A 19,769-nucleotide genomic window follows, 5' to 3' on the forward strand; every position below is an offset into this window, starting at 1 on the left:
CGCCGGCACCCACTCACCACTGTTGAGCCCAAATGACCTATGCCGTTTCCGAAATACGACCCGCCGGGAGGCCGCGCCGCAAGCGGCTGACGCACGCTGCCACCGAACCCTGGCTTTATCTCAGCCCGGCGATCATCCTGCTGGTCGTGGTGCTTTTGGTGCCGCTGGTCATCGGCATCAGCTATTCGTTCCGTAAGTTTTCGGCCTTCAAGTCGGAATATGTCGGGCTCGGCCAGTACCAGGCGATGCTGTCGGATGCCGTGCTCGGCCAGGCGCTGGTCAATACGTTGTGGTGGACGCTCTCCAGCCTGTTCTTCCAGTTCTTCCTCGGCCTTGGCCTGGCGCTGCTGCTCGACAAGCCGTTTCGGGGCCGCAAGGTGGTGCAGGCGCTGGTGTTCCTGCCCTGGGCGGTGCCGTCCTTCCTGTCGGGCCTGACATGGGCATGGCTGTTCAATCCGATCATCGGGCCGCTGCCGCACTGGCTGTTCGCGCTGGGGCTGAAGGCCGAGCCGACCAACGTTCTCTCCGATCCCTCGACCGCCATGTGGGGGCCGATCGTCGCCAATGTCTGGTTCGGCATCCCGTTCTTTGCCATCACGTTGCTGGCGGCACTGAAATCCATTCCCTCGGAACTGCATGAGGCGGCAGCGATCGACGGCGCCTCGCCTTGGCAACGCTTCACCAAGGTGACGCTGCCGTTCCTGGCGCCGACCATCGCCATCACGGTGATGCTGCGTACCATCTGGATCGCCACTTTCGCCGACCTGATCTTCGTCATGACCGAGGGCGGGCCGGCCGGGTCGACCAACACGGTGCCGGTCTACATCTATGTCAGTGCCTTCAAGTCGCTGGACAAGGGCTACGCATCGGCGGTTGCCGTGCTGCTGCTCGTCCTGCTCATTGCCTATGCGATTGCGCTGATCGCCATCCGCCGCTCTCTGGTGAGGCACGTCTGATGATTGCGGGACGCTCATCTTCGCAGCGCTTCTTCGGCGGCGTCGGGCTCTATGCGGCCATCGCGGCCTATGTGATCTTCGCCCTGTTCCCGATCTTCTGGACGCTGAAGATATCGGTTACACCGGAACGGCTTCTCTATTCCGAAGGCATCACCTTCTGGCCGTCGCAGATGACGTTGCAGAACTTCGTCACCGTGCTCGAGGCGACCGACTTTCCGCGCTATTTCCTCAACAGCGTCATCGTCTCGGTTTCGACGGCTGCACTGGTGACTGTCATCGCGACGCTTGCCGGCTATGCCATGTCGCGCTTCACCTTTCGCGGCAAGGCGGCACTGGCGCTGATGCTGCTTTTGACCCAGACTTTCCCGCTAGTCATGGTCATTCCACCGATCTATCGCGTGATGGGCCAGATCGGCCTGATCAACAGCCTGACCGGGCTGATCATCATCTACACCGCCTTCAATACCGCGTTTGCAACCTTCCTGATGCAGTCCTTCTTCGACGGCATACCGAAGGACCTGGAGGAGGCGGCGATGATCGACGGCTGCACACGCGCGCAGGCGATGCGCCGGGTGATCGTGCCGCTGACGCTACCCGGCATGGGCGCCACGCTCGGCTTTGTCTTCACCGCTGCCTGGAGCGAACTCCTGTTCGCGCTGATGCTGATCTCCAGCGATGACAAGAAGACCTTCGCCGTCGGCCTGCTCACCTTCATCGGCAAGTTCGCCGTCGACTGGGGGCAGATGATGGCGGCGTCGATCCTGGCGCTGATCCCGGTCTGCATCTTCTTCGGCTTCCTGCAACGCTATCTCGTCACCGGTCTCACCGCCGGCGCCGTGAAGGGATAATCGATGGCTTCCGTTACGCTGGAAAAAGTCCGCAAAGACTATGGTGGCGTGCGTGTGTTGCACGCGGTCGACCTCGACATCGCCGACGGCGAGTTCGTCGTCCTCGTCGGTCCGTCCGGCTGCGGGAAATCGACGCTTCTGCGCATGATCGCCGGTCTGGAGGAGGTTTCCGATGGCGAGATCCGTATCGGCGAGCGGTTAGTCAACGACGTCGCGCCGAAGGACCGCGACATCGCCATGGTGTTCCAGTCCTACGCCCTCTATCCGCATATGGACGTGTCTAAGAACATGGGCTTCAGCCTGATGCTGAGGAAGGCAGAGAAGCAGGCGATCGACGCGCGTGTCGACGGAGCCGCCAGGCGGCTTGGGCTGGACAATTTCCTGCAACGCCTGCCGCGCCAGCTTTCCGGCGGCCAGCGCCAGCGCGTCGCCATGGGCCGGGCCATCGTGCGCGATCCCAAGGTCTTTCTTTTCGACGAGCCGCTTTCGAACCTCGACGCCAAGCTGCGCGTGCACATGCGCGCCGAGATCAAGGCGCTTCACCAGCAACTGAAGACCACGTCCGTCTATGTCACGCATGACCAGATCGAAGCCATGACCATGGCCGACCGCATCGTCGTGATGCATGACGGCGTCGTCCAGCAGGTCGGCGCGCCGCTCGACCTCTATGACCGGCCGGCCAACATGTTCGTCGCCGGATTCATTGGCTCGCCCGGCATGAATTTCCTGCCCGCGAGTGTTGAGAAGGGCGGCAAGGCGGATGCAGTGCTGTCCGATGGCCAGAAACTGCGATTGCCTGATGGCCTGCCACTCAGGGAAGGCGATGCGGTTACCGTCGGTTTGCGGCCGGAGCATATAAGGCTGGCGGATGACGGCCCGCTGCAAGGCGAAGTGGTGGTGGTCGAGCCGCTCGGCCTCTCGACGCAGTTCTACGTCAAGCTGGCCGGCCAGCAGCTTTGCGTGTTCGCCATGGGCCGCGCCGGCGTGAAGCCTGGCGAGACGGTGCGGCTATCGGCCGATCCGGCGGCGCTGCATGTTTTCGACCCGAAAAGCGCCGACCGGGTAGGGTAGGGGCGCGGCCGCCGAGCGGCCACTCTGTTGCCCGCTGGGCATATTCTAGCCATACGGCCTTTTGGCGAGTCGAAACTTGCTTCACCCGGGCCAACCGCTTTGCGGAGCCACATTAATAGAAACCTCCTCCTGCCGCCATCATGTGGCGTCCTTTCATCAATCAGTTTGGTTCTTGAATCGCCGCAACGCAGCGGGGGGGGGAGATTTATAATGCCTGCGAATAACAACTCCGCCGACGCTCGTATCACTGAACCATGCCGGAGAATGACCAGCCTAGGCCGGTGAACCGGTATGTCAGAAGACGGCTTCCGTCTGCCATCACGCTCGGAGACCGGAGAATTGCTTTCATACGCAGCGAAATCACGGAACAGATTCAGTCGCGAATTGACGCGTAGCGGACAGCGAGGGCAGCAGTATCAAGCCACGCTCTATCCCAGGGCGGCCGGCAAAGCAGCCTAAATCTCTTTGAACTCCACCGTCCGCGGCGGGATATGAGCTAGGCTCAGCCGTTTGGTATTCTTGATTTCTGGTCAACTGCCGCCCTACTTTGGGCCATCATCAGGGACCTAGACGAATGATCTCGGTTTGCGGATACATCGGGGCGGTGATCGGTTGGAAGGCGCTCGAAAATGCCGGCGACATCCTAGATAAGATCGGCGAGACGCTGTTTGGCGGACGTTATAAAGCGATCTACGAGGACGTCGCATCCAAGCTGCGCGCTCATACAGGCGCGGTTCCAGCAAACCACGATTTGGAGCACGCCATTCGACTCAGTGAACTCACCTCTTCACTCGTGATGGTGCGCATGTATGTCGATACGCAAGAGGCCGACCAGTTGCGGCTTGGCGGACGGCCGCCGGAGCGTCGCGCGAGGATTCAGTTCGCTAGTGCCGCGCGCCGCTATCTGCATAAGCAGATCGGATTGGGCGGGCCATTCAAGCTAGAATCCAACAAGGACGTTGTCGATGAAATAGAGACAAACTTGGACGGCGCGCTATCGGCTCGCGACTTTGCAGCGGTCCAGGCGAGTCTGGATGCAGCGTGCAAGCGCGTTCTGCGCGATCTCATCGCTGGAACGGAGCAGGGAAAGGACCAACTGGCCGTTCCTGCCGATTTCGCGTCATTTTTTCGTGGAAAGGCGACAGATGATGAGCCGGGCTGGGCTCTTATTTTCCTTGCCTTCATGCGGGAGGCATTGAAGCAAAATCACAAAGCGGAGGTCGCCTTCGTCGCGTCTCGCCTTGGGTATTTGCGCAATTCGCTACCGAAACTCGAAGCCAAATTTGACCAATTTTTGCAGATAGCGAATTCGATAAAGAACGACACATCTGATATTAAAGATGATATATCTAAAATCCTAGCGATAGTTCAGAGACGTGAGTCTTATGTAATTGGAGGAATTAATTTTGAATTCCCCATTAAAATTGAAATAGCGATAAATGATCGTGGAGAGCTTATCATTTTCCACAATCGACCATTTAACGATGATTTGTCTAAACTCGAATTCAATATGGACGAAAATCGACTCTCTCTAATCATGATTAAAGGGTTCTCTTGTAATATACCAATAAGATCTGAGTTATCTGTGTTTATGAGAAAGTCTACACAGGCTCTAATGGTGCTTGTGAACGAGGAAGGTGGAAATCTAGTCGAGGGTGACTATGTGCCATTGCATGTCATGAAAAGGTACTTGGAATCACTTTCTTGTGGCTAGGGCAAAGCTGCGTAGAGACAAATTCTCTGGATCCTTGCTGAGGCGCCGTGGCTTTTGTCGTGGAGATTTATGCGGTGACGACGCGCACGCCTTTCGCGGTTTATGGGAGCCGCTCGACAAGGCCCCTGCCTCGCGCGGGCTTTGTGGCTATAGCAGCCCTATCGGCAGCGCGATCCACTATGTTGGCCGTTATGCTGGATTTGACTACCAACCAATGAAATCAATGTTTTAGGAACAAAAAACGCCGCCCGATGGGCGGCGTTTCGGCATTTTCTCGGAAAAACCAGATTACTTGATCTTGGTTTCCTTGAACTCGACGTGCTTCTTGGCAACCGGGTCGTATTTGCGGAACGACAGCTTGTCCGTCTTGGTGCGGCTGTTCTTGCTGGTCACGTAGAAGAAACCGGTGTCGGCGGTCGACAGAAGCTTAATCTTGATGTTTGCGGCTTTGGCCATGGTATCAGTCCGTTTGTTCGTGGGGTTTTGGCCGCTGGAGCACGGGCAAACACCCGGACGCGGGAAACTTGCCGCGACACATAAAGAACGCGCCCGGAAAGTCAAGCCCGACGCGCCTTGCTGTCGTAAGCAGATGAGTTGTCCGGATTAGGTAGCACGTGAGTTGTCCGGTTTTTTCGCCAGCGGATGGAGGCTGGGGATGAAGCGGACGGCATGGCTACAGGACCGGAGAATGCAGAAGTTTCGAGACGTATTGAGCCGCTGGAATGGTGGCGATCTTTCGATGATGGAGGCAGGCGAGTTGCTTGGCATGTCGGAGCGGCAATTCCGACGCTACCGCGACCGGTACGAAGAGGCTGGGGAAGCAGGGTTGCTGGATCGGCGCTTGGGCAAGCTTTCGACGCGTCGGGTGCCGGCGGAAGCGATTGAGGAGATGCTGGAGCTTTACCGTCATCGCTACCTCGGCTGGAATGTGAAGCATTTCCACGAGCACCTGCTGCGCGATCACCATTTCAGCTGGGGCTACACAGTCATCAAGACGCAGCTCCACGCGGCGGGGGCCTTGTGGAACGGGCCAAGCGGCGCGGTGCTCACCGGCGCAAGCGGGAGAGGAAGCCTTGCGAGGGGATGATGCTGCATCAGGATGGCAGCCGTCATCGATGGCTGGTGGGTGAGCCGATGCTGGACCTGATCGTGACGATGGACGATGCGACGAGCACGATCTATTCGGCCTTCCTGATCGAGGAGGAAGGCACGGCGTCGAGCTTTCAGGGCCTTCTGGAGACATTCGTCGCCAAGGGATTGCCATCGAGCCTCTACAGCGATCGCGGCAGCCACTATTTCGTGACGCTGAAGGCCGGCGAGGCGGTCGACAAAAGCCGGCTGACCCAGGTCGGCCGGGCGCTCGAGCGGCTGGGTATCGAACATATTCCAGCCTATTCCCCTGAAGCGCGAGGCCGCTCGGAGCGGATGTTCTCCACCTTGCAGGATCGGCTGCCGAGGGAGCTGGCGCTGGCCGGAATTGCCGACATCGAGGCCGCCAACCGGTTCATCGCACAGACCTACCTACCAGCTCACAATGCCCGCTTCGCCAGGCCGGCCGCGGTCGAGGACAGCGCCTTTGTCGCCGCAGACCCGCAACAACTGGCCCAGATCCTGTGCATCGAGGAGGAGCGCGTCGTTGCCCGCGACAACACGGTCGCCTTCGCGCGGTTGCGATTGCAGCTGCCATAGAGCCCGATCCGGCATCACTTCGTCAAAGCCACCGTCAAGGTCAGGCACTACCCGGATGGAACCCTCGCGATCTTTCACGGGCCGCGCCGCATCACTCGCTACAGCTCTGACGGCGCCGCAATCGAAGACACTTGCCCCATCAGGCAAGCCGCGTGAACCGCTTCGACGCCAAAACAGAAGCGGACAGATCATGTGCTACCAAACCGGACAACTTGATTAGCTACCGACAGCCCGACGCGCCTTGCGGCCGTCATGGAAGCCAATGCCTGTCGGCATTCACACGTGTTCCGCCTCCAGAACGATGGTTTTCTTCCAATCTCCCGTGGTGTTCCACCAGCGATTCGGATTGGCGCGGTCGTCCAGTCCCTTGGAACGGCTGGCAAGGACCGGCTGAATGCGGATCACCGGTTCCTGGTAGCTGTGCGCCTGAAAGATCGCTTCTACGACGCGCGCCGCCAATTCCTGGTCATCGGGCAATTCGAACGAAACCTCGACCGTGCCGGGGCGCCGCCGCAATTCGGTCTCGGCGCCGGCGGCTGCGCCGTCAAGTGGCCGGTAGCGCTCGATGCCATGCGCCGACTGGTAGGCGTTGCGGTCATATTTACCCATGGCCAGCGGCGCCAGCGCCACCACGGCGTCCATGATGCGGTCGACATCCGCGGCCGGCGCCTGGAAAGTGACAAGCAGGAGCAGCGTCATCCGCAATGATGTGGTTTCAAAGCCGCTGTCGATCATCGGAGTCTCCTCAACTTCAGGTGTTTTGAGGTCTCCGTATAAACCGTGGCTGCTGACACGGTTCTGTCAGCAGCCAGTCATCCGGGGGTAGCCAGTTATGGGCCAGCCGGTAGTGGGCGATCGTGAATCCGGTTTGCGCCGGTGGCGGCTTACAAGATCTTGCGGACCAACCTGACGCTGGCAAGAACCATGTAGGCGGCGAAGAACAGGCCGAGCGACCAGCCGAAGCCAGAGGGACCGAACGCATCCATGCCGATGCCTATCGCCTGCGGGCCGAGCACCATGCCGACGCCGTAGCACAGCACGAAGGCGGCATTGGCGGAAGCCAGTTCATGGCCGGAAAGCTGCGAGCCGAGATGGGCGAGGCCGATCGTGTACATGGCCGCGACCACGCCGCCCCAGACGAACAGAAGGCCCGCCATCAGGTGCCAGTTGCCGGCCAGATGCGGCATGAAGATCGTACCGGCGAGTCCGACAGTGGCGCAGGCCAGAAGCAGATAGCGGCGGTCCGAGACGCGATCGCTGATCATGCCGATCGGGATCTGCAAGAGCACGTTGCCGAGGCCGATCATGGTGAGCAGCAAGGCGGCGTCGGCTTCGGAATAGCCGATGCGGTTGCCATAGACCGGAAACAGGGCGAAACCGCCCGTTTCGACGGCTCCAAACACCAGTACGGCGGCGGTGGCGGTCGGCACCAGCCAGATATAACGCAGGAAATTGCTGGTCTCGCCGTCAGATACGATCGTCGGGCTCTCGTTACGCGCCGCCAGCACCGGGATCGCGGCCAGCGCCACCAATGCGATGATGACTCCGAAAGGCCTGAAGCCGGAACTGCCGAGATGGGCGAACAGCCACGGCCCCGCGGCAAAGCCGAGCGACAGCACGGTGGCGTAGATGCCGAGCACAAGACCTCGCCGATGCGGCGGCGCCGAGGTGCTGATCCAGAATTCCGACAGGATGAACAGCACCGTCAGCGCGATGTGCAGCACGACGCGCAGCGGAAACCACATCCAGAAATCGGGTGCGAAGTGGAAGCCGACGAAGGCCAGCGCACCGGCGGCAATCATGGCGATCATCGTCCAGGCAACGCCGAAGCGCATGGCGAGCGGCGTGGCCAGAGGGGCGCCGGCGATCGAGGCCAGGCCGGCGACGGCTGTGTTGAGGCCGATCATCGAGGCCGAATGCCCACGCGTTTCCAGGATGACGCTGAGCAGGGGCATGCCCAGGCCGATGGCAATGCCGACGACGCTGATCGACGAGATCGCCGCCACCATCGGCAGCCAGTGTACGCGCTCGTCGCCCTTTGGTTGGGTATCGACCGTCATGTTATGTCTGAATACTCGATGTTCTACAGAATTTCGCGGGTGAAGCGGTTGCGGACAAGCCGGTAGAAGGGCACGGGACCGCCCGGATGCAACAGCGGATCATGGGCGAGGCGGCTTTCCAGCTCGTCCAGGATCATCCGGGTGATGTCAGGAATGTCGGCTTCCCTGGCCTTGGCAAGCGGCAGCCAGACCAGTTCCTCGAGTTCGTTGGTCGGACCGCCGCCCGGCAGTTCGACGGCGACGTCGCCTCGCCACGCGCAGAAGAAGCGGGTGTCGAAGCGGCGCACCCGGTTGGGCGGCGTGATGGCGCGCGCAATGAAGCGCAGCATGTCCAGGGCAGGTTGCACCCCATGTTCGGCAAAGCCTTGCCAATCAGACCTTGTCGTGGCGAAGGCGCCTTTGCGACCAATCAGCAGCCCGGCTTCCTCATAGGTCTCGCGGATGGCCGACAAGGCGATGGCGCGGGCACGCGCCTCGCTCGTGCGGCCGGGACCGGCGATGAGCTTTGCTTCCTGCTCGGGATGCAGCGCGGTGGCGGTGGGGATGCGGCTGTCCGCCGGGTCGGTACGGCCGCCGGGAAAAACGAACTTGCCTGGCATGAAGGCGTGACCGGCATGACGGCGACCCATCAGGACCCGCAAGTCGTTGGCCTTGCCGTCGAGCAGGATCAGGGTCGCGGCATCACGTGGACGAATCGCCCGGCCGCCATGCGTGGCCAGACCCTTGTCGATCCTGTCGACGTCCGCCTTGGTCATTCCTTCCATGCGCAGGACCTAGCGGAAACGTCTTGCATGCGAAAGTAGCCTTGACGGTTGGCATGTTGCGCCAGCCAGCACCTCAGGCACCGGGATGGGGTTCGGCCACGTCGTGTTCGCCAGCAAAACCGTGCATATAGAATGCCCATTGCAATCCGATGACGGCACCTTTTACCGGCTGCAGCAGTGCAACCGACAGCAGGATCGTCAAGGGTACCCAGATGGCGATGTGCTGCCAGGTGGAAAGGGTCGACGTCGCCTCCACGCCCATGAAGGCGCCGAGCACGATGTGGCCGACGATGACGATGACCAGATAAGCGGGCAGATCGTCCGCGCGGTGATGGTGTATCTCCTCGCCGCAGACGCTGCATGTCTCGACGGTCTTGGTGAAGCCGCGAAACAGCTTGCCTTCGCCGCAATGCGGGCAGCGGCCGAGCATGCCGCGCTTCATCGCCGTCCACAGCGGACGCGCGACCCGGCCCGAGTGATGTTCACCGCCGAAAACCTGTTCTTCCGTGCCTCTTGCCATCATCGTCTCCTGCCACGCGAGCCTGGGCGCGATTGTGACGCACGGGCGCGGCCCTTTGCCTTGTGAAACGACCTGACGGAGCCAGGCAGGGGCTTCGGGTCGGTCAACATCTCAAAGCGCATCGCGCCGGCCATCGGCGCCACTTCGACGAGACGGACCTCGACACGGTCCGCCAGCTGATAACCCTTGCCCGAGCGTTCTCCGTAGAGCGAGCGGGCCGTTTCGTCATATATATAGTAATCGCCGCCCAGAGTTGACACGGGGATGAAACCATCCGCGCCATACTGCGGCAATTGGACAAATAGTCCCGATTTGGTGACGCCGGAAATGCGGGCGTCGAAACGGTCGTCGATGCGCTCGGCGAGATAAGCGGCGATCAGCCGGTCGACCGTGTCGCGTTCGGCCGCCATTGCACGGCGTTCTGTACCTGAAATCAGCACCGAAACATCCTCGAGCCGCGCTTCCTCCTCCTGCGTCAGGCCCCCTGGGCCTAGGCCGAGTGCGGCGATAAGCCCGCGGTGCACGATGAGGTCGGCGTAACGGCGGATCGGCGAGGTGAAATGCGCATAACGGTTCAGGTTGAGGCCGAAATGGCCGATGTTCTTGGGCGAATATTCGGCCTGGCTCTGCGAGCGCAGCACCACCTCGTTGACCAGGCCTTCATTGTCGGCGCCGCGCACGCGCTCGAGAATGCCGTTGAACTGGGCGGGCCGCATCTGCGCACCGCGCGCCAGCGACAGGCCCAGGGTTTGCAGAAATTCGCGCAGCGATTCCTGCTTGGCCAGCGAGGGCGCGTCGTGGGTGCGGTACACCAGCGCCTGCTTCTTCGCCTCGAGTGTCTCGGCGGCGGCGACATTGGCCTGGATCATGAATTCTTCGATGAGTTTATGGGCATCGAGCCGTTCCGGCACGACGACGCGATCGACAGTGCCGTCGGGCTTCAGCAGGATCTTGCGCTCGGGCAGATCGAGTTCGAGCGGCTGGCGGCCATCGCGTCCGCGCTTGAGGACCGCATAGGCATCCCATAGCGGCTTCAGCACTGCGTCGAGGATCGGCCCGGTCTTGTCGTCCGGCACGCCGTCGATCGCCGCCTGCGCCTGCGGGTAGGCGAGCTTGGCCGCCGATTTCATCATGATGCGGTGGAAGGAATGCCTGACCTTGCGCCCGTCCGCCGAGAAGGTCATGCGCACTGCCAGTGCCGGGCGATCCTGGCCTTCGCGCAGCGAGCAGAGATCGTTGGAGATGCGCTGGGGCAGCATCGGCACGACGCGGTCGGGGAAATAGACCGAGTTGCCGCGCTTCAGCGCTTCGCGGTCGAGTGCCGTGCCGTAGCGGACGTAAGCAGCCACGTCGGCGATGGCGACCGTGATGACCACGCCGCCGGGGTTCTTCTCATCGAGATCGGGCGTAGCGAACACCGCGTCGTCGTGGTCCTTGGCGTCGGCCGGGTCGATGGTGACCAGCGGCAGTTCGCGCCAGTCCTCGCGGTTGGCCATCGTCGCAGGCTTGACGGCTTCGGCTTCGGCGATGACGTCGGCCGGGAAGACATGCGGAATGTCATGTGCGTGGATGGCGATCATCGAGACCGCCTTTTCGCTGGTCAGCGAGCCCAGCACGTTGAGCACTTTTGCTCTCGGCAAGCCATAGCGCGAGGCCCGGGCGGGCTCGACCTCGACGAGATCGCCGTTCTTGGCTCCGTTCTGGAATTCCTTGTCGACGATCAGTTCGGATTGCCGGCGCTCCACCGGCTCGATGCGGAAGCTGCCGTCCTGAAGCACCCGAAAGACGCCGAGAACGGCATCCGTGCGCTTCTCGAATATCTTCATCACCCGCCCTGTGTAGGCCGGGCCGCCCAAGGCGACATTCGTGTCGTCGGCGGGAAAGGTCTTGGCCAGCACGCGATCGCCAATGCCAGGCGCCGGTCCGCCGCCACTGCGCGACAGGCGGATGGAAACGATGGGGGGCGGTCCATTGGCGGTGTGTTCGGTGGGACGCGCCAGCAGCACGCCGTCGGCGTCGCGGTCGAAAATATCGAGCACCGTGACATGGGGCAGGGCGCCAACGCGGGCCAGGCGCTTACGCTCCTTGGTCAGGACGCCTTCGTCCTGCAGGTCGCGCAGGAGATCCTTCAGCCAAATGCGGTCCGGGCCGCGCAGCGCGAACGCCTTGGCGATGTCGCGTTTTCCAGCGCGATCCGGATTTTCGGCGATGTAGCGCAGGATTTCGTCACGCGAGGGCCTGTAATCGCCCTTGACCTTGGCCGTTGTGTCGGCGGTGCGCGGGTCGCCGTGGGTTGTTGCGGAGATCCTGCGCGCCACGCCGTTCTATCCCTTTTTCCTGGCGGTGGACTTCTTGGCCGCCGTCTTCTTGGTAGCGGGCGCCTTGGCCGCCGCCGCTTTGCGGAAAGGCTTCTTGCCGCCGCCGCCCTTGGCTTCCTTCTCGGCGATCAGCGCCAGCGCATCCTCCATCGTCACCGATTGCGGATCCTTGCCCTTGGGCAGCGTGGCATTGACCTTGCCGAAATTGACATAAGGCCCGTATTTGCCGTCGCGCACGACGATCTTGCCGCCGCCGTCGGGATGATCGCCAAGCTCCTTGAGGGCTGCCGCAGTGCCGCCATTACGGCCGCCCTTGCCCTTCAACTGCTTCTCGGCGATCACCGAAACGGCGCGGTTGAGGCCGATCGAGAACACATCCTCGATGCTGTCGAGATTGGCGTAGGTGCCGTCATGCAGCACGAAAGGCCCGTAGCGGCCAAGCCCGGCCGAGATCATCTTGCCGGTTTCCGGATGCTTGCCGACATCGCGCGGCAGGGAAAGCAGGGCAAGCGCCTTCTCATGGTCGATCGAATCGGGCGTCCAGCCCTTGGGCAAGCTGGAACGCTTGGCTTCCTTGCCGTCGCCACGCTGGATGTAGGGGCCAAAGCGGCCGCTGCGCAGCGTGATCTCCTCAGCCGTGTAGGGATCCTTGCCGAGCACCTTGGTGCCGTCCTCGCCGCCGCCATTCTCGCCATTGGGATTGGCCGCGTCGCCGAGCTGGCGGGTGAAGGAGCATTCGGGATAGTTCGAGCAGCCGACGAAGGCGCCGAACTTGCCGAGCTTGAGCGACAAATTGCCGGTGCCGCATTTGGGGCAGATGCGCGGATTGGAGCCGTCCTCCCGGGCAGGGAAAACCAGCGGCGCCAGTTCCTCGTTCAGCGCATCGAGCACATCGGTGACGCGTAGTTCCTTGATGTCGGCCACGGCGCCGGAAAAATCCTTCCAGAAATCGCGCAGGACGTCCTTCCAGGCGAGCTTGCCGTCGGAGATCTCGTCGAGCTTTTCCTCAAGCGATGCGGTAAAGTCATATTCGACATAACGCTCGAAGAAGCTTTCCAGGAAGGCCGACAGCAGCCGGCCCTTTGCCTGCGGCACAAGCCGGCGCTTGTCGATGGTGACGTAGTCGCGGTCCTCGAGCGTCTTCAGGATCGCCGTGTAGGTCGACGGCCGGCCGATGCCGAGCTCCTCCAGCTTCTTGATCAGCGAAGCTTCGGAATAACGCGGCGGCGGTTCGGTCGTGTGCTGGGTGGCGTTGATCGCCTGGCGGGCAAGCTGCTCGCCGGCGCGGATTTCGGGCAGGCGGCGGTTTTCCTCGTCCTCGGAATCATCGTCCTTCTGGTCGGTATAGGCGGCGATGAAACCGTCGAAGCGCACGACTGAACCGACGGCGCGCAACTCGGCCGTGCGCGCGCCGTTGACCGCCTCGATCTCGACCGTGGTGCGTTCGATCTCCGCCGGCTGCATCTGGCTGGCGATGGCGCGCTTCCAGATCAATTCATAGAGCCGCATCTGGTCGGCATCGAGATATTGCCTAACCGATGCCGGCGTGCGCATGAAGTCGGTCGGGCGGATCGCTTCGTGCGCTTCCTGGGCGTTCTTGGCCTTGGTCGTGTACAGGCGCGGCTTTTCCGGCAGGTATTTGGGGCCGAATTCCTTGGCGATGGCATCGCGTGCCGCGTCGATCGCCTCGGGCGCCATCTGCACGCCGTCGGTTCGCATATAGGTGATCAGGCCGGTGGTCTCGCCGCCGATCTCCATTCCCTCATAGAGGCGCTGCGCCACCTGCATCGTGCGGTTGGCCGAAAAGCCGAGGCCCGACGAGGCGGCCTGCTGCAATGTCGAGGTGGTGAAGGGCGGGCCTGGATTGCGCTTGGTGGGTTTTGCCTCGACGGACAGCGCCTTGAAGGCCGCGCCCTCGAGCATGGCCTTGATGTCGTCGGCCTGCGCCTTGTTGGCGATGTCGAGCTTCTGCAACTTCTTGCGCTCGAAAGCGGTCAGGCGCGCCTCGAAGTTCTCGTTGCGCGGCGTGCCGAGGATGGCAGCGATCTGCCAGTATTCCTCGCGGATGAAGCGTTCGATCTCGGATTCGCGGTCGCAGACCAGCCGCAAGGCGACCGACTGCACGCGGCCGGCGGAACGGGCTCCGGGGAGCTTGCGCCACAGTACCGGCGAAAGAGTGAAGCCGACGAGATAGTCGAGCGCCCGGCGGGCGAGATAGGCGTCGACCAGCGGCGCATCGATCTGGCGCGGATTGGCCATCGCCTCGAGCACCGAGCTCTTGGTGATGGCGTTGAAGACGACGCGGCTGACCGGCTTGTCCTTCAGCGCGCGCTTCTGCCGCAAGACTTCCAGAACGTGCCAGGAAATGGCCTCGCCCTCGCGGTCCGGGTCGGTGGCGAGGATCAGGCCGTCGGCGTCCTTGACCGCCTTGGCGATGTCGGCGAGGCGCTTGCCGGATGCCGTGTCGACCGCCCAAGACATGGCGAAATCCTCGTCCGGTCGCACCGAGCCGTCCTTGGCCGGCAAATCACGGACATGGCCGAACGAGGCCAGAACCTTGTAGTTCTTGCCGAGGTATTTGTTGATTGTCTTCGCCTTGGCCGGCGATTCGACGACGACGACGTCCATGAGGGCTCATATCAGCTGTGATGCGGCAGAAGAATTCCGCTGCGCGCGACGAAATCTCGGTTCTGTTCGTCGCTCACATGGCCGCGCTTTTGCATCCGGTCAAGGGGAAGCGGCCAAATTGCAAGAGTGCCGGCAGCAATACACTCTAAGAGTGTATGGAGAAGATCACATTGTTGAGGGCTAACTAAAACAAATGGCTGGAGCGGTGAGGAGCGGCTCAAATTGGCGCCGATGAGGTCGCCGGCGACCCTGTGGACCGAGTCAAATGCCGCGCCAGCGCGTCTGATGCGGACTGCCAGGCGTTGAAGGCACGCCCGGCAGCAACGTCGAAGTTAAGGTGGCAGCCTTAGTCGGCCTTGACGATATGCCAGACGCCGCCGACGCCATCACCCGACACATCGCCGGCCTTCTTGTCCTTGATGAATGTGTAGACGGGCTTGCCGTCATAGGCCCACATCTTGGTGCCGTCGGTACGGTCGACGACGGTCCATTCATCGTCCGCTTTGGCGCCGGCCTCGGCCTTCAGCGGCGGCCAGTTTGTGGCGCATTTGTCATAGCAGTTGGTCTTGCCCTTCTCGTCCTTGTCATAGGTATAGAGCGTCATGCCGTTGGCATCGGTGTAGATCTTGGTGCCGCCGACCTCGGCCTCCTTCCAGGCCTCTGCTGCGAAAGACGCGGCGGTGCTGAGCAAAAGCGCGGCCAACCCTAGTGTCACGGTTTTCATCGAAATCTCCCTGCTGATCCGAGGATGCGCGGCAATCGCGGCCTCGCTCGATCAACGCGCAGGTACCGACGTTTATTCCCGGGCATGCCAACACAATGGTGATTGGCAGAGGGGCCCGGGCGTCGCTATATCGGCCCGTAAAGTCGGAGTTCTGGAATGGCACTCGATATAGGCTATGTCAGCGCGGTCGGGGCAGGGGCGATCTCGTTCCTGTCGCCTTGCGTGCTGCCGCTGGTGCCGCCCTATCTCTGCTACATGGCCGGCGTGTCGGTCGACGATTTTCGCGGCAATGCCGGGGCAGCCGCGAAAGCCGGCGCCCGCACCGCGCTGCTTTATTCCTCGATTGCCTTCGTGCTCGGCTTCTCGACCGTGTTCGTCGCGCTGGGCGCCGGCGCCTCGAGCATCGGCCGCCTCCTGCGCGTCTGGCAGGAGCCGCTGGCAATGGGCGCCGGCGTGCTGATCATCCTGATGGGGCTGAATTTCCTCGGCATCCTGCGCATTCCGCTTTTGTCGCGCGAGGCGCGCTTCCAGTCGCAGGGCAAACCGGCAAGCGCGGTTGCGGCCTATGTCATGGGACTGGCCTTCGCCTTCGGCTGGACGCCGTGCATCGGCCCGGTGCTGGGGCCGATCCTGACGCTGGCCGGCGGCCGCGAGACAGTGGGCGAAGGCGCATTGCTGCTCGCCGCCTATTCGCTCGGCCTCGGCATCCCATTCCTGATCGCGGCACTGTTTTCCGGCGCCTTCATGCGTTTCCTCGGCAAATTCCGCGTCCATCTCGGCCGCGTCGAGAAGGCGATCGGCGCATTGCTGGTCGTCGCCGGCGTGTTTTTCCTCACCGGCGGGGTGCAGGCCGTGTCGTATTGGCTGCTGGAGAATTTTCCGCTGCTGGGCCGGCTGGGATAAGGCTGTCGGTATCGGGTGCGCACAAGATTGAACCTGTGACCCGCTGATTAAGAGTCGGCTGCTCACCATCTCACCGGAATTTAACCGCATTGGTGCAGCATGGCGCCCACTGCTAGCATGATTTGATTCCCAACGCTTTTCCTATGGTTGTCCTTCCATGAACCAGAGAACATGCCTATCCGTCATCCTCGCCGCCGGCGAAGGCACGCGCATGAAGAGCGCGCTGCCCAAGGTGCTGCACCAGATCGCCGGGCTGCCGATGGTCGCGCATGTGGTCAAGGCGGCCGAGGCAGCGGGCGCCGGCGATCTTGCGCTGGTGATCGGCCACGGCGCCGAGGAGATGCGCAAGGCGGCGCAGAAATTCGCGCCGAAGGCAGAGGCTTTCGTGCAGGAAAAGCGCCTCGGCACCGCGCATGCGGTGCTTGCCGCGCGCGCTGCTATATCAAAAGGTTACGACGATATCCTCGTCATGTTCGGCGATACGCCGCTGATCGATCCGGACGCCCTCACGGCCGCGCGCCTGAAGCTGGCGCAAGGTGCTGCCGTCGTGGTCATCGGCTTCCGCACGGCGAACCCCACCGGCTATGGCCGCCTGATCGAAAAAGGTGGCAAGTTCGTCGCCATCCGCGAGGAAAAGGACTGCTCCGACGAGGAGAAGAAGATCACCTTCTGCAATGGCGGGCTGATGGCGATTGCCGGCAGCCAGGCGCTGAAACTGCTCGATGCCGTCGGCAACAAGAACGCCAAGGGCGAATACTATCTCACCGATATCGTCGAGCTTGCCAGCAACCAGGGCCTCGATGTCGTCGCCACGGAAGCCAGCTTCGAGAATGCGCTCGGCATCAACAACCGCGCCGAGTTGGCGCAGGCCGAAGGCATCTGGCAGGCACGCCGCCGGCAGGAAGCGATGCTTTCGGGCGTGACGCTGATCGCACCAGAAACGGTGTATTTCTCGCACGATACCGAGATCGGCGCCGATACTATTGTCGAGCCGAACGTCTGGTTCGGGCCGGGTGTGAAGATTGCAGGCGGCGCCAGGATTCACGCCTTCAGCCATATCGAAGGCGCCATCGTCGCCGCTCATTGCGATGTCGGCCCCTTCGCGCGGCTGCGGCCGGGCGCCGATCTCAAACAGAAAGCCAAGGTCGGCAATTTCTGCGAGGTCAAGCAGGCCGTCATCGAGGAGGGCGCCAAGGTCAACCATTTGACCTATATCGGCGACGCGCGGGTGGGCGCCGGGGCCAACATCGGCGCCGGCACGATCACCTGCAATTATGACGGCTATCTGAAGCACTTCACCGATATCGGCGAGGGCGCCTTTGTCGGATCGAATTCCTCGCTTGTCGCGCCGGTCACCATTGGCAAGGGCGGCTATATCGCCTCGGGCAGCGTCATCACCGAAAGCGTGCCCGACGATGCGCTGGCCTTCGGGCGTGCCCGCCAGAAGACGATCCCCGGCAAAGGCAAGGAATTGCGCGAGCGCTTCGCGTCGGCCGCGGTTGCCAAAAAGAGGTAAAACCGGTCGTCAAAAACTGAACGATTGCAGTAACTGGATTGCAAGTGCGCTGTGTCATGATGCATGCGTACGAGACTGTTCCCATTACACGGAACGAAACGCAAAGTAACTTTCGCGAGAGCCCGGCAATCCGTAGATAGCGCCGGGTTCTGCCGGGGATTGGGGACTGTCTGCATGTGCGGTATCGTTGGAATTGTCGGCCATTCGCAGGTTGCGCCGCTCATCGTCGATGCGCTGAAGCGGCTTGAATATCGAGGCTACGATTCGGCCGGCGTCGCCACCATAGAGAAGGGGGCGCTTGGCCGCCGCCGCGCCGAAGGCAAGCTGGTCAATCTCGAGCGCAGGCTGAAGGACGAGCCGCTCGACGGCACGATCGGCATCGGTCACACCCGCTGGGCCACGCATGGCGTGCCGAACGAGACCAACGCGCACCCGCATTTCTCCAATGGCGTCGCCATCGTCCACAACGGCATCATCGAGAATTTCGCCGAGCTGCGCGACGAACTGATCCGCGACGGCTATTCCTTCTCGTCGCAGACCGACACCGAGGTCGTCGCGCATCTGGTGGCGCGGGAAGTCGCGAAAGGCTTGAAGCCGGTCGATGCCGCGCACAAGGCGCTCAAGCGGCTGGAAGGCGCCTTTGCGCTGGCGATCATGTTCACGGGCGACGAGGACCTCATCGTTGGCGCTCGCAACGGCCCACCGCTGGCGGTCGGCCATGGCGACGGCGAGATGTTCCTGGGCTCCGACGCCATCGCGCTTGCCCCGTTCACCAATTCGATCACCTATCTGGAAGACGGCGACTGGGCGGTGGTGCGCCGCAGCGGTGTCGCCATCTTCGACATTGACGGCGAAAAGGTCGACCGCAAGCGCCAGCAGTCGCTCTCGACCAGCTTCATGGTCGACAAGGGCAATCGCCGCCACTTCATGGAGAAGGAAATCCATGAGCAGCCGGAGGTGATCTCGCACACGCTGGCGCATTATGTCGATTTTGTTTCCGGCGTCTCCAAGCCGCTCGACCTGCCGTTCGACTTTGCTACGATTAACCGGCTGGCGATGTCGGCCTGCGGTACCGCCTATCTCGCCGGACTGATCAGCAAATACTGGTTCGAGCGCTACGCTCGGCTCCCGGTCGACATCGATGTCGCCTCCGAATTTCGCTACCGCGAAATGCCGCTGTCGAAGAACGACGCCGCCTTCTTCATCTCGCAATCGGGCGAGACCGCCGACACGCTGGCCTCGCTGCGCTATTGCCGCAAGGCCGGCATGAAGATCGGCGTCGTCGTCAACGTGCGGGAATCGACCATGGCGCGCGAATCCGACGTCATCTTGCCGACGCTCGCCGGGCCGGAGATCGGTGTCGCCTCGACCAAGGCCTTCACCTGCCAGTTGTCGGTGCTGGCCTCGCTCGCCGTCCGGGCGGGCGTGGCGCGCGGTACGATTTCGCGGGACGAGGAAAAGTCGCTGGTGCGGGCGCTTTCCGAGGCGCCGCGCTATGCCAACCAGGTGCTCAAACTCGAAGAGCAGATCGAACGGATCGCGCGGGACCTGTCGCGCTACAAGGACGTGCTCTATCTCGGACGCGACACCAATTTCCCGCTCGCCATGGAAGGCGCGCTGAAGCTCAAGGAGATCTCCTACATCCACGCCGAAGGCTATGCCGCGGGCGAGTTGAAGCACGGGCCGATCGCGCTTATCGACGAGAACATGCCGGTCATCGTCATCGCGCCGCATGACCGCATCTTCGAGAAGACTGTGTCCAACATGCAGGAGGTGGCGGCGCGCGGCGGCAAGATCATCCTGATCACCGACGCCAAGGGCGCCGCGCAGGCGAGCGTGAAGACGATGGAGACGATCATCCTTCCGGACGTGCCGGAAATCATCTCGCCGATCATCTACGCGCTGCCGATCCAGATGCTGGCCTATTTCGCCGCCGTTTTCATGGGCACCGATGTCGACCAGCCGCGCAATCTGGCGAAATCGGTGACGGTGGAGTAGGCGTTTTTTAAACAGGTGCTTTAAAAACTTCGCAGTTCCAAAGCGCCTTCCGGTTCACTA

Annotated in this window: 17 protein-coding genes; 9 read left to right on the forward strand and 8 right to left on the reverse strand. The window is 62.1% G+C overall.

Annotated elements, in window-relative coordinates; translation table 11 throughout:
- The first annotated feature begins 32 nt into the window (after positions 1 to 32).
- The 4 genes from FJ972_RS16835 to FJ972_RS16850 all read left to right on the forward strand — a co-directional run bounded on the left by FJ972_RS16835 (position 33) and on the right by FJ972_RS16850 (position 4,589).
- Entirely contained in the window at positions 33 to 956 is a 924-nt protein-coding gene (locus tag FJ972_RS16835) for a carbohydrate ABC transporter permease (RefSeq protein ID WP_140518289.1), read from the forward strand.
- A complete protein-coding gene (locus tag FJ972_RS16840) occupies positions 956 to 1,804 on the forward strand; it encodes a carbohydrate ABC transporter permease (RefSeq protein ID WP_140501552.1) in 849 nt (282 codons plus the stop codon). Before FJ972_RS16835 ends, FJ972_RS16840 begins: the two co-directional genes overlap by 1 nt.
- A 3-nt stretch (positions 1,805 to 1,807) precedes the next feature.
- Positions 1,808 to 2,875 (forward strand): ABC transporter ATP-binding protein, encoded by a 1,068-nt coding sequence (locus tag FJ972_RS16845; protein WP_140520976.1) that lies wholly within the window; start codon positions 1,808 to 1,810, stop codon positions 2,873 to 2,875.
- Between the two features lie 574 nt (positions 2,876 to 3,449).
- Positions 3,450 to 4,589 carry a hypothetical protein gene (locus tag FJ972_RS16850; protein WP_140520975.1) on the forward strand — a complete coding sequence of 380 codons (1,140 nt, stop codon included), beginning with the start codon at positions 3,450 to 3,452 and terminating at the stop codon, positions 4,587 to 4,589.
- 288 nt (positions 4,590 to 4,877) lie between these two features.
- Here FJ972_RS16850 and rpmG read toward each other — a convergent pair whose 3' ends face one another.
- The gene (gene rpmG, locus FJ972_RS16855; RefSeq protein WP_006201775.1) at positions 4,878 to 5,045 is read right to left on the reverse strand and encodes a 50S ribosomal protein L33; all 168 of its coding nucleotides are present in this window, start codon (positions 5,043 to 5,045) and stop codon (positions 4,878 to 4,880) included.
- Positions 5,046 to 5,277: 232 nt separating this feature from the next.
- Between rpmG and FJ972_RS16860 the strand changes: the two genes are divergently transcribed.
- Together FJ972_RS16860 and FJ972_RS16865 are read left to right on the forward strand one after the other, a co-directional pair.
- On the forward strand, positions 5,278 to 5,676 hold the full coding sequence (locus FJ972_RS16860) for a helix-turn-helix domain-containing protein (protein ID WP_226880322.1): 399 nt from the start codon (positions 5,278 to 5,280) through the stop codon (positions 5,674 to 5,676).
- Positions 5,673 to 6,278 carry a hypothetical protein gene (locus FJ972_RS16865; RefSeq protein WP_226880325.1) on the forward strand — a complete coding sequence of 202 codons (606 nt, stop codon included), beginning with the start codon at positions 5,673 to 5,675 and terminating at the stop codon, positions 6,276 to 6,278. The genes FJ972_RS16860 and FJ972_RS16865 overlap by 4 nt, the downstream gene beginning before the upstream one ends.
- A gap of 276 nt (positions 6,279 to 6,554) precedes the next feature.
- Here FJ972_RS16865 and FJ972_RS16870 read toward each other — a convergent pair whose 3' ends face one another.
- From FJ972_RS16870 to FJ972_RS16900, 7 genes are all read right to left on the reverse strand, one after another.
- Positions 6,555 to 7,013 carry a hypothetical protein gene (locus FJ972_RS16870; RefSeq protein WP_140501560.1) on the reverse strand — a complete coding sequence of 153 codons (459 nt, stop codon included), beginning with the start codon at positions 7,011 to 7,013 and terminating at the stop codon, positions 6,555 to 6,557.
- A 149-nt stretch (positions 7,014 to 7,162) separates the two neighbouring features.
- On the reverse strand, positions 7,163 to 8,338 hold the full coding sequence (locus FJ972_RS16875; protein WP_140501562.1) for an MFS transporter: 1,176 nt from the start codon (positions 8,336 to 8,338) through the stop codon (positions 7,163 to 7,165).
- A 23-nt stretch (positions 8,339 to 8,361) separates the two neighbouring features.
- Complete coding sequence (locus FJ972_RS16880) at positions 8,362 to 9,102, reverse strand: NUDIX hydrolase (RefSeq protein ID WP_140525404.1); 741 nt, start codon at positions 9,100 to 9,102, stop codon at positions 8,362 to 8,364.
- A gap of 73 nt (positions 9,103 to 9,175) precedes the next feature.
- A complete protein-coding gene (locus FJ972_RS16885) occupies positions 9,176 to 9,622 on the reverse strand; it encodes a DUF983 domain-containing protein (protein WP_140525403.1) in 447 nt (148 codons plus the stop codon).
- The gene (gene rnr, locus FJ972_RS16890; protein ID WP_140525402.1) at positions 9,622 to 11,940 is read right to left on the reverse strand and encodes a ribonuclease R; all 2,319 of its coding nucleotides are present in this window, start codon (positions 11,938 to 11,940) and stop codon (positions 9,622 to 9,624) included. The genes FJ972_RS16885 and rnr overlap by 1 nt, the downstream gene beginning before the upstream one ends.
- Positions 11,941 to 11,946: 6 nt before the next feature.
- Positions 11,947 to 14,568 (reverse strand): type I DNA topoisomerase, encoded by a 2,622-nt coding sequence (gene topA, locus FJ972_RS16895; protein ID WP_140525401.1) that lies wholly within the window; start codon positions 14,566 to 14,568, stop codon positions 11,947 to 11,949.
- 346 nt (positions 14,569 to 14,914) lie between these two features.
- Positions 14,915 to 15,292 carry a hypothetical protein gene (locus FJ972_RS16900; protein WP_140525400.1) on the reverse strand — a complete coding sequence of 126 codons (378 nt, stop codon included), beginning with the start codon at positions 15,290 to 15,292 and terminating at the stop codon, positions 14,915 to 14,917.
- 156 nt (positions 15,293 to 15,448) lie between these two features.
- Between FJ972_RS16900 and FJ972_RS16905 the strand changes: the two genes are divergently transcribed.
- The 3 genes from FJ972_RS16905 (at position 15,449) to glmS (ending at position 19,709) form a co-directional block, all read left to right on the forward strand.
- Positions 15,449 to 16,195, forward strand: a complete 747-nt coding sequence (locus FJ972_RS16905; RefSeq protein WP_140498969.1) for a cytochrome c biogenesis CcdA family protein — start codon at positions 15,449 to 15,451, stop codon at positions 16,193 to 16,195.
- A gap of 157 nt (positions 16,196 to 16,352) precedes the next feature.
- Entirely contained in the window at positions 16,353 to 17,711 is a 1,359-nt protein-coding gene (glmU, locus tag FJ972_RS16910; protein ID WP_140525399.1) for a bifunctional UDP-N-acetylglucosamine diphosphorylase/glucosamine-1-phosphate N-acetyltransferase GlmU, read from the forward strand.
- A gap of 174 nt (positions 17,712 to 17,885) precedes the next feature.
- Positions 17,886 to 19,709 carry a glutamine--fructose-6-phosphate transaminase (isomerizing) gene (gene glmS, locus FJ972_RS16915; protein ID WP_140525398.1) on the forward strand — a complete coding sequence of 608 codons (1,824 nt, stop codon included), beginning with the start codon at positions 17,886 to 17,888 and terminating at the stop codon, positions 19,707 to 19,709.
- Positions 19,710 to 19,769: the final 60 nt, after the last annotated feature.

The organism is Mesorhizobium sp. B2-1-1 (genome assembly GCF_006442975.2).
Lineage (GTDB): Bacteria > Pseudomonadota > Alphaproteobacteria > Rhizobiales > Rhizobiaceae > Mesorhizobium.

Bases quoted from the DNA above. Each gene is read 5' to 3' on its own strand.
- FJ972_RS16880 (WP_140525404.1), bottom strand. From the start codon at position 9,102: ATGGAAGGAATGACCAAGGCGGACGTCGACAGGATCGACAAGGGTCTG.
- glmS (WP_140525398.1), top strand. From the start codon at position 17,886: ATGTGCGGTATCGTTGGAATTGTCGGCCATTCGCAGGTTGCGCCGCTC.
- FJ972_RS16835 (WP_140518289.1), top strand. From the start codon at position 33: ATGACCTATGCCGTTTCCGAAATACGACCCGCCGGGAGGCCGCGCCGC.
- topA (WP_140525401.1), bottom strand. From the start codon at position 14,568: ATGGACGTCGTCGTCGTCGAATCGCCGGCCAAGGCGAAGACAATCAAC.
- rpmG (WP_006201775.1), bottom strand. From the start codon at position 5,045: ATGGCCAAAGCCGCAAACATCAAGATTAAGCTTCTGTCGACCGCCGAC.
- glmU (WP_140525399.1), top strand. From the start codon at position 16,353: ATGAACCAGAGAACATGCCTATCCGTCATCCTCGCCGCCGGCGAAGGC.
- FJ972_RS16850 (WP_140520975.1), top strand. From the start codon at position 3,450: ATGATCTCGGTTTGCGGATACATCGGGGCGGTGATCGGTTGGAAGGCG.
- FJ972_RS16885 (WP_140525403.1), bottom strand. From the start codon at position 9,622: ATGGCAAGAGGCACGGAAGAACAGGTTTTCGGCGGTGAACATCACTCG.
- FJ972_RS16900 (WP_140525400.1), bottom strand. From the start codon at position 15,292: ATGAAAACCGTGACACTAGGGTTGGCCGCGCTTTTGCTCAGCACCGCC.
- FJ972_RS16860 (WP_226880322.1), top strand. From the start codon at position 5,278: ATGCAGAAGTTTCGAGACGTATTGAGCCGCTGGAATGGTGGCGATCTT.
- FJ972_RS16870 (WP_140501560.1), bottom strand. From the start codon at position 7,013: ATGATCGACAGCGGCTTTGAAACCACATCATTGCGGATGACGCTGCTC.
- FJ972_RS16845 (WP_140520976.1), top strand. From the start codon at position 1,808: ATGGCTTCCGTTACGCTGGAAAAAGTCCGCAAAGACTATGGTGGCGTG.
- FJ972_RS16905 (WP_140498969.1), top strand. From the start codon at position 15,449: ATGGCACTCGATATAGGCTATGTCAGCGCGGTCGGGGCAGGGGCGATC.
- FJ972_RS16840 (WP_140501552.1), top strand. From the start codon at position 956: ATGATTGCGGGACGCTCATCTTCGCAGCGCTTCTTCGGCGGCGTCGGG.
- FJ972_RS16865 (WP_226880325.1), top strand. From the start codon at position 5,673: ATGATGCTGCATCAGGATGGCAGCCGTCATCGATGGCTGGTGGGTGAG.
- FJ972_RS16875 (WP_140501562.1), bottom strand. From the start codon at position 8,338: ATGACGGTCGATACCCAACCAAAGGGCGACGAGCGCGTACACTGGCTG.